Origin of the sequence: Roseibium sp. MMSF_3412, assembly GCF_030733265.1 — a bacterium.
Lineage (GTDB): Bacteria > Pseudomonadota > Alphaproteobacteria > Rhizobiales > Stappiaceae > Roseibium.
Window position 1 is genome coordinate 103486 of the sequence record NZ_JASHJI010000011.1, and the last position, 12351, is coordinate 115836.

At 60.2% G+C, this 12351-nt stretch carries 12 protein-coding genes and 1 tRNA gene; 2 read left to right on the forward strand and 11 right to left on the reverse strand.

The features are described from left to right. Nucleotides 1-111 precede the first annotated feature (111 nt). The 10 genes from rsfS to RBB49_RS18945 form a co-directional block, all read right to left on the reverse strand. Nucleotides 112-522 carry a ribosome silencing factor gene (gene rsfS, locus RBB49_RS18900; RefSeq protein WP_306144516.1) on the reverse strand — a complete coding sequence of 137 codons (411 nt, stop codon included), beginning with the start codon at nt 520-522 and terminating at the stop codon, nt 112-114. 206 nt (nt 523-728) lie between these two features. Further along, nucleotides 729-1361, reverse strand: coding sequence for a nicotinate-nucleotide adenylyltransferase (locus tag RBB49_RS18905; RefSeq protein ID WP_306144435.1), 633 nt, complete (start codon nt 1359-1361; stop codon nt 729-731). Continuing rightward, entirely contained in the window at nt 1358-2638 is a 1281-nt protein-coding gene (locus RBB49_RS18910) for a glutamate-5-semialdehyde dehydrogenase (RefSeq protein ID WP_306144436.1), read from the reverse strand. Before RBB49_RS18910 ends, RBB49_RS18905 begins: the two co-directional genes overlap by 4 nt. Before the next feature lie 50 nt (nt 2639-2688). Next, a complete protein-coding gene (gene proB, locus RBB49_RS18915; protein ID WP_306144437.1) occupies nt 2689-3834 on the reverse strand; it encodes a glutamate 5-kinase in 1146 nt (381 codons plus the stop codon). Beyond that, nucleotides 3834-4880, reverse strand: a complete 1047-nt coding sequence (gene obgE, locus RBB49_RS18920) for a GTPase ObgE (RefSeq protein ID WP_306144438.1) — start codon at nt 4878-4880, stop codon at nt 3834-3836. The genes proB and obgE overlap by 1 nt, the downstream gene beginning before the upstream one ends. A 46-nt stretch (nt 4881-4926) precedes the next feature. After that, nucleotides 4927-5472, reverse strand: coding sequence for a GNAT family N-acetyltransferase (locus tag RBB49_RS18925; RefSeq protein WP_306144439.1), 546 nt, complete (start codon nt 5470-5472; stop codon nt 4927-4929). Further along, nucleotides 5469-6038: a GNAT family N-acetyltransferase gene (locus RBB49_RS18930; protein WP_306144440.1), complete on the reverse strand. Its 570-nt coding sequence runs from the start codon at nt 6036-6038 to the stop codon at nt 5469-5471. Before RBB49_RS18930 ends, RBB49_RS18925 begins: the two co-directional genes overlap by 4 nt. After that, a complete protein-coding gene (locus RBB49_RS18935) occupies nt 6035-6640 on the reverse strand; it encodes a GNAT family N-acetyltransferase (protein ID WP_306144441.1) in 606 nt (201 codons plus the stop codon). Before RBB49_RS18935 ends, RBB49_RS18930 begins: the two co-directional genes overlap by 4 nt. 141 nt (nt 6641-6781) lie before the next feature. Then, entirely contained in the window at nt 6782-7051 is a 270-nt protein-coding gene (rpmA, locus tag RBB49_RS18940; protein WP_305984616.1) for a 50S ribosomal protein L27, read from the reverse strand. Nucleotides 7052-7105: 54 nt separating this feature from the next. Further along, nucleotides 7106-7798 carry a 50S ribosomal protein L21 gene (locus RBB49_RS18945; protein WP_306144517.1) on the reverse strand — a complete coding sequence of 231 codons (693 nt, stop codon included), beginning with the start codon at nt 7796-7798 and terminating at the stop codon, nt 7106-7108. A 492-nt stretch (nt 7799-8290) separates the two neighbouring features. On the opposite strand from RBB49_RS18945, the gene RBB49_RS18950 reads away from it, so the two are divergent. Together RBB49_RS18950 and fumC are read left to right on the forward strand one after the other, a co-directional pair. Further along, a tRNA-Ser gene (locus tag RBB49_RS18950) sits at nt 8291-8380 on the forward strand. Between the two features lie 432 nt (nt 8381-8812). Then, complete coding sequence (fumC, locus tag RBB49_RS18955; RefSeq protein WP_306144442.1) at nt 8813-10207, forward strand: class II fumarate hydratase; 1395 nt, start codon at nt 8813-8815, stop codon at nt 10205-10207. Between the two features lie 357 nt (nt 10208-10564). On the opposite strand, the gene dld is transcribed toward fumC, so the two are convergent. Continuing rightward, nucleotides 10565-12271 (reverse strand): D-lactate dehydrogenase, encoded by a 1707-nt coding sequence (dld, locus tag RBB49_RS18960; RefSeq protein ID WP_306144443.1) that lies wholly within the window; start codon nt 12269-12271, stop codon nt 10565-10567. Between the last annotated feature and the right edge of the window lie 80 nt (nt 12272-12351).

Consider the following 12351-nt stretch of genomic DNA (forward strand, 5'->3'; position numbering starts at 1 on the left):
CGGAAGAACTCCGGTTTCAACTTCGCGGCAACCCGGTCTGCTCCTCTAAGAGCATCCCGGCTCAACCGGCTTTCGCGCCGCTACGCCCGAAAGCCGGATAAGGGAGGCTGTTCAGCCGATAAATTGCGGCGCTTCGTCCGTGTCGGGTGCCCACATCTTTTCAAGATTGTAGAAGCCGCGAACTTCCGGACGGAAAATATGTACAATCACATCGCCCGCATCGATCAACACCCAGTCACAGGTGCTCTGACCTTCCACCGTTGCGGATTTGACCCCGGAGGATTTCAGATCCTTGAGCAGATGATCGGCGATCGCGCCGACATGACGATGTGACCGGCCGGACACAATCACCATGTGATCTGCCAGAGAACTTTTACCAGCGATGTCGAGGGTTATCAGGTCCTCAGCTTTGGAATCGTCAAGACTGCTGAGAACCGTATCGAGGAGACCTGCCGCAAGATCAGCGCTTACGGAAGCCTGCAGAGGAGAGGACAATTCTGTCCGCCCACTTTCAAAGGTCATGGTCAGGTGTAGTGCCTTTCGCCGTTTGTGCCGTCCCGAAACCAACGTCGTCACGAACCAGATCGTTCGGTTTCACGTCACCCGTTTTGGATGCAGGACCGGTTGACCGTACCTCGGCCGCGCTCGCCGCGACCGTCCCTATAATACCGCTTCCCGTTTGGCATTTTCAAGACAGGGGTTTTTTCTCGGTAAAAATGACAGTTTTTCTATTCAGTCAGGTTTCTCAGATCGGTTGATGATGTCCGGTCGAGCGGCGTGTGCAAAAACGTCCAGACCGGGGCCTTCATGTCGGGAAGAAGCCCTGCATCCTCTTCCGGAAGTCTATATTTTTCATAAGCTTTTGCCATTGGCGACGACAAAACCGAAAGCGAGGCTCCCGGCCTGTCTACAATCGCGAGCGGAACGGAAGCGACAATTTTCCGCCAGTCCTGCCAGCGATGGAAACTGCCAAGATTGTCAGCACCCATGACCCAAACGAATCGGACGGACGGGCGCATGGCGCGCAGCGCGACGATCGTTTTGGCCGTATAGGGCGTCCCGAGCACGGTCTCGTATGCCGTTACTTTCATGCGCGGGTGGTCGGCCAGCGCGCGGGTCAGGTGCAGCCGCCTTTCGAGCGGTGCCAGGTTGGCGTGATCTTTCAGCGGATTGCCGGGCGTCACGAACCACCAGACCTGATCGAGACCGAGACGCCTGAGCACCGTCTGGGCAACAAGGCGGTGGCCGGAATGCGGCGGATTGAAGGACCCGCCGAACAGTCCGATGCGGTTTCCCGGCTCGACATGCGGAAGCTTCAGCCAGTCCTGATGCAGACCGGCCTGGATGTTCGATGGGTTCATGGACGGGTCTGACCCGAGCCGTGAACCTTGTATTTGAAGCTGGTCAGTTGCTCGACACCGACAGGCCCGCGTGCATGCATGCGGCCGGTCGCAATGCCGATCTCCGCACCCATGCCGAATTCTCCGCCGTCGGCGAACTGGGTGGAGGCATTGTGCAGGACAATGGCCGAATCCACTTCCGCCTGGAACCGGTCCGCCGTGGCCCGGTTCTCTGTCAGGATGCAATCGGTGTGGTTGGAGCCGTAGGTCGCAATATGCTCCATCGCAGCGTCGAGGTCAGACACAATTCTGACGGACAGGATCTTTTCGAGATACTCGGTCGACCAGTCTTCCTCGCTTGCGGCAAGAACGTCGCCGCAGATCTCGCGCACCTTGTCGCATCCACGGATCTCGCAGCCCTTTGCCCGCAAGGCATCAACGACGGCCGGCAACTGCGTGCGGGCGATGTCCTGATGTACCAGAAGGGTTTCGAGCGCGCCGCAAATTCCGGTGCGGCGCAGCTTGGAATTCACGATGATGTCGACGGATTTTGCGATGTCAGCGTCCTTGTCGAGGAAGATGTGAACCAGCCCTTCCAGGTGTGCGAACACCGGCACACGCGCCTCGGTCTGAACCCGCCCGACAAGGCTGCGGCCACCTCGCGGCACGATCACATCGAGATTGCCCTGCAATCCCTTGAGCATTTCGCCGACCGCGGCCCTGTCGGTGACAGGCACGATCTGAATGGAATCTTCGGGCAGCCCGGCCGCCTTCAGTCCGGCCTGAAGCGCCGAATGAATGGCCTTGTTGGAGTGTATCGTGTCGGAGCCACCGCGCAGGACGACGGCGTTCCCGGCCTTCAGACACAATGCGCCCGCATCCGCCGTCACGTTGGGGCGGCTTTCATAGATGACGCCGATCACGCCGAGAGGCGTGCGCACCCGTTCGATCCTGAGGCCGTTCGGCCGGTCCCATGCGGCGATCACGCCGCCAACCGGATCTTCCAACGCAACAATATCCTCCAGCGCCTTGGCAATCGCCTCGATGCGCTCTTCGCTCAAGGTGCCGCGATCCAGGAAGGCTGCGGTCTGACCGTTGGCTTTCATCGCCTCCACATCAAGCCTGTTGCCCGCAAGGATGTCCGGCGTTGCCGCGCGCACGGCCTTCGCCATTTCGCTCAAGGCCCTGTTCTTCGCTTCTGCTGGTGCGGTCGCAAGAACCCGGCCGGCAGCACGGGCCCTTTGCCCGATCTCTGCCATCAGATCTTCGGTCGTCCTTGCCTCAACCACGTCCAGCATTTCCATCACTCCTCAAAAGCGGATCTTCATGCCCGCACAATTGCTTGCTTTTACCGCGTTCCGTTCAAAAACGCATCCTCAAGCACCAGATCGTCCCGGTGAACCATCTCGGCGCGGCCCGGATATCCGACGATCGCCTCGATTTCCCGGCTGTTTCGGCCGGCAATCAGGCGTGCTTCAATAACGTCATAGGCAACAAGACCGCGTCCGATCGTCCGGCCTTCGGGGCTCACAAGCGTCACCGCATCGCCGCGCGAAAAGGTGCCTGATACCGAGACGACGCCAGCCGGCAGCAGGCTCTTTCCCGACTTCATGGCGGTCAGTGCACCCGCGTCGAGCGTGATCTTGCCCCGTGGTTCCAGGTGGCCGCCGATCCAGGCCTTGCGCGCGCTGGCCGGTGTCGCGGCCGCCGGAAACCAGGTTGCCCGGCCGCCGTCGCTCAGCCGTGCCAGCGGGTTCAGTTCCTTGCCGGAGGTGATCACCATCGATGTGCCGGCGGCCGTCGCGATCTTGCCCGCATCGATCTTCGTCTTCATGCCGCCGCGCGAAAGTTCCGATCCGGCGCTGCCGGCCATGGCCTCGATCTCCGCGGTGATGCGCGGCACTTCGGGCAGGAAAACCGCATCCGGGTCTTCCGAAGGCGGCGCGGTATAAAGGCCGTCGATATCGGAAAGCAGAACAAGGCAGTCCGCGCTTGCCATCGTCGCCACACGCGCTGCCAGGCGATCGTTGTCGCCATAACGGATTTCGGAGGTGGCAACGGAATCGTTCTCGTTGATGATCGGCACCGCGCCCATCTTCAACAGCATACCGATTGTCGCGCGCGCATTGAGATAGCGCCGCCGTTCTTCCGTGTCGCCCAGCGTCAGCAGGATCTGGCCCGCCTTTTTGCCATGCGTTTCAAGCGCGCCAGCATAGGCTTGTGCCAGCGCAATCTGGCCCGCAGCCGCCGCCGCCTGGCTTTCTTCCAGCTTGAGCGGTCCCTTCGGCAATCCGAGTTCGCCGCGTCCCAGCGCAATCGATCCGGAGGACACGATCAGGACTTCTGAGCCCGAGCCCATCAGCCGCACGATGTCGGAGACAAGCGCTTCCAGCCAGTCCCGCTTCAACTCGCCGTTTTCCACCAGCAGGGCAGACCCGATCTTGACGACGATCCGCTTGAAGGCCGCAAGACTGCGATGTGCGTCGGTCGACATCAGGGGTGCCACCCCTCCTGTTCGGGCGCCGGCACCTGGTTGGCTGCGTCTTCCTTGTCCTTGTCGATGCCGCGCACGATCATGCGCAGCGCCCGGTCGACATTGAGCCCGCTCGCCGAAGACAGGATCAGCGGTTTCTGACCGCAGGCCGCTTCAAGGCTTGCGGACTGTTCAGCGATCAGGTCATCGGTAAGCGCGTCGCATTTCGAAAGCGCAACGATTTCCGGCTTGTCGGTGAGACCTGCTCCATAAGCTTCCAGTTCGCCGCGAACGACCTTGTAAGCCTCGCCGGGATCCTGCTCGCCGGACCCGTCGACCAGATGCAGGAGGACCCGTGTGCGTTCGACATGGCCAAGGAAGCGGTCGCCCAGACCGGTGCCTTCGTGTGCGCCTTCGATCAGCCCTGGAATATCCGCCATCGCGAAACTGTTGCCGTCGATCTGGACAATGCCGAGATTGGGATGAAGCGTGGTGAAGGGATAATCCGCAATTTTCGGCTTGGCGGCGGACACAGTTGCCAGGAAGGTCGACTTGCCGGCATTGGGCAGGCCGACGAGGCCGGCGTCCGCGATCAGCTTCAACCGCAGCCAGATCCACTTTTCCTCGCCCTCGAGGCCCGGATTCGCCCGGCGCGGCGCCTGGTTGACCGAAGACTTGAAGTGGGCGTTGCCGAAACCGCCATTGCCGCCTTTCATCAGAACGACCCGCTGACCGAGTTCGGTGAGATCGGCAATCAGCGTTTCGTTGTCTTCTTCCAGGATCTGGGTGCCGACGGGAACCTTGAGAACGACATCCTTGCCGTGCGCGCCGGTCCGGTTGCGGCCCATGCCATGGATGCCGGTCTCGGCCTTGAAATGCTGTTTGTAACGGTAATCGATCAACGTGTTGAGACCGTCGACACATTCGATAACGACATCGCCGCCCTTGCCGCCGTCGCCACCGTCGGGACCGCCATATTCGATGTATTTTTCGCGCCGGAACGAGACACAGCCTGCGCCGCCATTGCCCGAACGGACATACACCTTGGCCTGATCTAGGAATTTCATTTTTCTTCTCTTTTTCGTCCTGCTGTCAGGCCATGACCGGTGAAGGTCAAAGACCGCGCATGAAATCCGTTCGTGTCATTTCACTTCTGATGGCGGGCAAGGTCTCGCCGCGCGACACGCTCGCGCAGCCGACTTCGCCAACGGGCCGGAATCCTGCCTTTTCCATCACCTTGATCGAGGCCGGGTTCTCCATCATCGCTTCGCAGGCCAGAAGGTCGTGCGCCGTGTTTTCGAACACCCAGCCAATCGCAGCCGTCAAGGCCTCGCTCATGAACCCCCTGCCCCAATAGGGCCGCCCCAGCCAATAGCCGATCTCCGGGGTCTCCTGCAACTTTTTGAAGCCGAGACCGCCGATCAATTCGCCTTCATGGTCAACATGAAAACCGAGTTCGTCTGCCGTTTCGACAGCTTCCCAGCGCGCCGCCGATCTTTCCAGATACTGCCGCCCCTGGTCCAGGTCATACGGATATGGCACGCGCGACAGCATCTTGGCGACCTCATAGTCGCCAAGCAGTTCGGCACACCGGTCGAGATCGTCCGGGACCGGTGGCCGGAGCGTCAACCGGCCGGTCCGGATCACAGAAGCCGTCATGCCGCTGCCTTTCGAGCCTCGAAGTCGGCGCGCGCCAGCCGGACGACAACGTTGGATACCTTGCGGTCAAGTGCCCTGGAGAACCGTTCGGTCATGCTGTAGGGCTTGAAACCGAGCTTGCGCAGCAGTCCACGGGAGCGGAAGTTCTCTTCATAGGCGCGTGCTGCAAGAGCCTCGGTTCCATGAGCCGCAAAGGCCCATTCAATCACCGCTTCAACAGCCTCGCTGGCATACCCGTGCCCCTGAAAGGCTCGCCCGATCCAATAGCCGAGGGTCGGATGATCGGCGAGATTGTCCAGATCGCCGGGCGCCTCGACCGCCGCGATCCCGATGAAAACGCCGCCGAGCGTGATCGCGAACACCGCTTCGGTTTTCAGCGGGTCCTTGCCGACAACCGTCTTCAGGAAAGCTTCGGCCGAACCTTCCTCGTAAGGCCAGGCGAACGACGTCATCCAGCGGGCAACCTCGAAATCCTTGCCGCCCAGTTCGATCATCGCTTCGGCGTCCGCCATGGCGATCGGCCGCAAGATCAATCGTCGCGTTCTCAATTCCTGCAATCCGGTCATTGTCCCTGCCCCCATCCTTTCAAAGACTTCCAAACGGTTCTGTCCAAAACATATCTTTCGATCGGCACGGACCCGCCCGCGCCGATGGACCGGATCATCGCCTGATCCCGGTACTGGAAGCCGGATTTCACGAGCACCCGGCGCGAGGCCGGATTGGTGACCCGGCAGGAGCCCTGAAGCTCGTCCATGTCATGGTGGGTGAAGGCATGGTCGACCAGCGCATGCACCGCTTCGGTCGCATAGCCCTGACCCCAGAAAGGTTCACCCAGCCAGTAGCCGACATGAACGGTTCCGTCCTCTTCGAGCGCCGCATATTTCGCGACGCCGATCAGTCGGCCGGTGCTTTTCAACCGGATGGCAAAAAGGCCGGTGTTCTTTCTTACCTGCGCCGCCCGCGCAATCAGCGCGCGGCCGTTTTCCAGGGTGAAGGGATGGGGCATCATGGCGAGGTTTGCCGCCACGGTCTTGTTGTTGGCCAGAAACACCAGATCGGCCAGATCGTCCTTGCGCGGCACATCGAGCCGCACATGAACCGCTTCCTGCGGCAACGGGGCCGCGACCAAACTGCTCTCGTCTAACAATCCATCGCTTTCAACAACCATCATTTCCTCCAGCACAAACAAATCAAGGGAGAGATGGCGCCCCATCTCCCCCTTGGATCTTCGACTGGTCTCTGGTTGCTGACCTGTCTCGAATTGCCGGGGTCTTAAGGGACGCCGGCGCTTCGAAACTTCACGTCGGCTTTACTCCGCAGCTTCCGCCACTGGGACCACATTGATAAGTGTTCGTTTGTTGGCGGCCGCCTTAAACTGAACCTTGCCTTCCACGGTCGCGAAAATGGTGTGATCCTTGCCCATGCCCACGCCGGTGCCCGGGTGCCACGTGGTGCCACGCTGACGAGCAATGATGTTGCCGGGAATCACGGATTCCCCGCCATACTTCTTGATGCCGAGACGGCGGCCAGCTGAGTCGCGGCCGTTGCGGGATGAACCGCCTGCCTTCTTATGTGCCATCGTTAGAACTCCTCGTTCTTCGAATTCTTAATTCAACAGTCGTGAAACGGCGGCTTACTGGCCTGCCAGTTCCTTGGCCTGTTCAACCCAGTTGTCGCGCTCGATACGGCCCTTGAAATTCAGGACCTCATCAACGCGGGCGATGTCTTCCGCAGAGAAGTTGACGATCTGCTCGTAGGTGGTGATGCCCAGAGCGTTCAGTTTCTTCTCAAGAACCGGGCCGACGCCGGAGATCTTCTTCAGATCGTCCTTGCCGTCCGGTGCGGTGAAGAGCGGCTCGACAGCTGCGTCTTCCTTCTTGGTTTCCTTGGCCGCGGCAGCCTTCGGAGCTTCCTCGGCTTTCGGAGCCGCTTCAGCAGCAGGTGCTGCTTCGGCTTCAGGTTCGGCCTTCGGCGCTGCCTTTTTCGGCGCAGCCTTCTTGGCCGGTTTTGCGCCACCGGTCAGGATGTCGGTCACCTTGACGAGGGTGAAGGACTGACGATGGCCGTTGCGGCGGCGGGAATTCTGACGCCGGCGCTTCTTGAATACGATGATCTTGCGGCCACGGCCCTGATCGACCACTTCCGCAACCACGCTGGCACCTTCCACGGTCGGAGCGCCAACAGTCGTGTCCGTGCCGTTGCCAACCATGAGCACTTCGTCGAACGTGACGGTGCTGCCGGCTTCGGCGTCGAGTTTTTCGACCTTCACGAGGTCGTCTGCGGCAACAGTGTACTGTTTGCCACCGGTTTTGATTACAGCGAACATGTCGCGCACGTCCTTCTTTTCGTTTTTGACACCGGCACAGGCCTTTTGGCTCTCGAGAGCACCGGTTGCATTCAGGTCGAACTCAGGCGCCTGTCCCACCGGATTGCCATCCGTCGGACAGATCTTTGTGTCGGGTTGCGTGAAGCGAAAAGCCCGCCAGGCCTTGATCGACAAAGAAAACCCGAAAAAGATGAACCTTTTCGAGCCCGCGCAATATAACTCTCCGGCGCGCGGAGTCAAACGGAAATATGAAGCCTTCGGCCCGCAAAGCCCGCGCACGTGTCACGGTGCCGGCTCACCGGCCTATCCGCCCGGTGCCGGCCCAACATGAACGGATCACATCCGCCGCGCCCCCGGCAACGCGCGTCTTCTTACACCGTCAACGCTCGCGGACCAAACTGTCTGTTTAAAGAATGCAATTCGGGTCTTGCGGATAAAAAGGAGCTTGTCTATGTTCCGCGCCACTTGAGACCCGTTTGTCGCAAGTACCGCGGAGAGGTGCCGGAGTGGTTGAACGGGGCGGTCTCGAAAACCGTTGAGCGCGCAAGCGTTCCGGGGGTTCGAATCCCCCTCTCTCCGCCAGCGACCTTTTTCCCTACCTCTTTATTGAAATCATTTTCATAAACTGATCGCCGGTATGCTGCCCTGCCTGTCCTGCTTTCAACCGATCTCCGACGGTCTTCCGTGTATTGCAGCGGCTCGCCTGGCTTTGTTGTCCGCAAGGAAGCCGGCGGGCTGAGAGCAAGCGCGGATGAAATCGATCTCAAGACGGCACAGTCCGGCAATACAGCCCTGAATTCGGACAGAGTGTTGTCCTTCGTGTGAAAGACCTGAAAAAGCTTCACCGGGAATTCCATGAAAAGGCGCTGTCAAAGCCTGGGAGACTGAAGCAGGGCCTCTTTGGTCAAACCCAGTTTTCTCTGACAGACCCTGACGGCAACAGTCTCTATTTCGCAGAAGCGCAGTTCTGAGGCACTCTGTCGTAACCAGACTCGCAAATCCCAAGAGGTCATGATGTCCACGCCCGTTCGTACAGAAAGCGATTCCTTCGGTGCCCTGGAAATACCAGCGGACAAGTATTACGGCGCACAGACCGCGCGCTCGCTGATCAATTTTCCGATCGGCGGCGAGACCATGCCGCTGCCGCTGGTCCATGCGCTCGGCGTGATCAAGCAGGCCGCAGCACGGGTCAACCGGGATCAGGGCAAGCTTGCTCCGGACCTCGCCGACGCCATCGACCGCGCCGCGGGTGAAGTGGCCGCCGGCAATTTCGACAGCGACTTTCCGCTGGTTGTCTGGCAGACCGGGTCGGGCACCCAGTCGAACATGAACGCCAACGAGGTCATCGCCAACCGGGCGATCGAGATTCTCGGCGGCGAGATCGGCACCAAGTCCCCGGTCCACCCGAACGATCACTGCAACATGAGCCAGTCGTCGAACGATACCTTTCCGACCGCCATGCATATTGCGGCCGCCCGCGAGATCCATCACCGCCTGCTGCCTGCGCTGGAGCACCTGAAAACCGCTCTAGCCGCCAAATCGGCGGAGTGGAAGGACATCGTCAAGATCGGCCGGACCCATACGCAGGACGCGACGCCGCTCACGCTCGGGCAGGAATTCGGCGGTTATGCCGCCCAGCTGGAGATGAGCATCAAACGGGTAACCGAAGCCTCGGACGGGCTCTACGACCTTGCGCAGGGCGGCACTGCCGTCGGCACCGGGCTGAACACGAAGACCGGTTTTGCGGAACATTTTGCGGCGGAAGTCGCCAAGATCACCGGCCTTCCGTTCCGGACAGCCCCCAACAAGTTCGAGGCGCTGGCCGCGCACGATGCCTATGTCTATGCCCATGGCGCTCTGAACACCGTCGCAGCGTCACTCTTCAAGATCGCCAACGACATCCGCCTGCTCGGCTCCGGCCCGCGCTCAGGTCTGGGCGAACTTTCCCTGCCGGAAAACGAACCCGGGTCGTCGATCATGCCGGGCAAGGTCAACCCGACCCAGTGCGAAGCCATGACGATGGTGTGCACGCAGGTGTTCGGCAATCAGACGACGATGTCGGTCGCCGGCAGTCAGGGGCATTTCGAACTGAATGTCTACAAGCCCGTCATGGCCTGCAACATGCTGCAATCCATCAGGTTGCTGGCGGATGCCTCTGTCAGCTTCACCGACCGCTGTGTTGCCGGCATCAAGGCCAACGAGGACAACATCACGGCGTTGATGGAGCGTTCGCTGATGCTGGTCACCGCCCTGGCCCCGGCAATCGGCTACGACAAGGCAACGCAGATTGCCAAGACCGCCCACAAGAACGGAACCTCGCTGCGCGAGGAAGCCCTGAAACTCGGCTATGTCACGGAAGACGAATTTGACAGGCTGGTGCGCCCGGAAAAGATGATCGGCCCGAACTGATCCGGCCGGACTGCATGGACGAACAACGCGGCCGAAAGGGCTTGCGGCCAACGCGGCGGGCATGGTTGAAGCAAGCGGCTGCGTATCTGCTCTAGGTGATGGACCCATAAATGAGACTGAGATGGCATGCGAAATGGCGAAATCCCGTTAGGAAGCGTGCGCGGAGCGGGCTTCCTGCCCGGTCAAGCACGCTGACAACACAGGATGAATCCATTTCCATGTCCTTCGAATTTGACCGGTTTGCTCCTCCTCGGCGTTGCGAAAGGCTTGAAAATGAACCACATTTCCTGCGCTTCCGCGCCTTGATGAGAAGCAAACCGCCTCAAACCATTTCGGCCTCATTTATGAGTCCATCACCTAGTGATAGTCTTTGCACCGTGACATCTTGCCGATGCCGGGATTGAACGTGTTGGTCGGGTCGCATTTTCTGTAGAAACCGGCAAGGGCCGGCTTGGCCTTGTAGAGGTGCCCGACATTGTGTTCCGACGGGAACTCCGCCCGCCGTTCATCGAGGATCTCGATCATCCTGGCCTTGATCTCATTGGCGTCGTATCCCGCCTTGACGACATAGTCCTGGTGGAGAACGTGGCAGAAGAAATGACCGTAATAGAGCTTGTGGCTGAGCGCTTCATCGATCTCGGGCGGCAGATGTTCGAACCAATCCTCGTCGTTGCGGCGCAAAGCAATGTCGAGGGCAAGGATATCGGAAACCTTACCCTCGTTTACCGCCATGAAGCGCACCGCCGCCCCGGCCGCGGCAAAGCGGTGCAGACCCGCGATCTTGCCTTCACGCGGATCACAGGCGAACCAGTCCGCGCTTTCACCATCGAAGCTTTCCTTCAGATAGGTCTCGACCTCCTCAATTCCGCCGTCACGGGCTTTCAGGATCAGGTGGTGTTCATACCGCTCGCGGAATGCCTCCATGCGTTTCGGCAGGACGTTCGGCCAGATGTTTGAAAGACACTGCATGACCCGGTCGATCAGGTTCCGGGGCAACACAGGCAGCCTGTTCAGCCGTGCATCGAACCAGCCCTTGAGCGCGAAAAAAGCCGGCAGACGGTCCGTGCCCAACCTGTCGATCATGACCAGCGTGTCTTTGCCGTAACGTTTTGAAATGTCGTAGCACTCGCGGTGCATATACTCCGCGGAGACGGGCAGCGTGTGCAGCGAGGGCAGCAGGTCCCGGCGCAGGCGTGTCAGAATGCCGGTGTCATTGGTCCCGACATAAAACACCTGCTCCCGCTCGTTCTTCGGGAACGTATCGAGACGCACGGCGAACACGGCCAGCTTTCCGGCGCAACCCGACGCTTCAAACAGACGGCCGGGGTCGTTGTTGAAGCGTGAGGGGGTATCGGCATCGATGTCGCGGATGCGCTCGATATAGTCCGCGTCGGACGCCTTTGCGTTGGTCGCCTCCATGTCGGCAGCGGTGTAGTCGCCGCTCTCAAGCCGCGTCAATATTGTCTCGGGCGTGTCGCCAAGCCTGATGCCGAGATGGTTCACCAGATGCAGCTCACCGTCCTCGTCGACATGCGCAAACAAGGCGAGTTCGGTGTAGGACGGCCCGCGTTCGATCAGCGATCCGCCGGAATTGTTGCACACGCCGCCGACCACCGAAGCGCCGATGGACGAAGACCCGATGACCGAATGGGGCAACCGGCCCAAGGGCCGCAGCGTTCTTTCCAGCGTAAAGAGTGTGGCCCCCGGGAAGCTGACAATCTGCTTGCCGCCGTCAAGAAGCTGAATAGCGTCCATGCGCGTCGTGTTGAGCACCACAACATCCCTGTCATATGTGCCCACCGGGGTGGAACCGGCGGTAAGCCCGGTATTTGCGGCCTGCATGACAACGATTTTGCCGGCGCCGACGCAGGCCTTGAGAACTTTCCAGTATTCGAGCAGGGAACCCGGCCGAACGACGGCAATGGCTTCGCCTTCGCCGGACCGGAACCCCTTGCAGAAGCGTTTCATCGAGCGCGGATTGGTGATCACATGCCGGTTGCCGACGATGTCCATAAGTCCTGCGATCAGGTCTTCGTTCAGAGTTCGTTCGTCTTCCGGCTGCATCCAAAGCCTCCCAATTTCCGGAACCTGGTTCCAACTGCCGCGCCAGGCTGTACCGCTGAAGTCCTTGAAACCTTTGAACT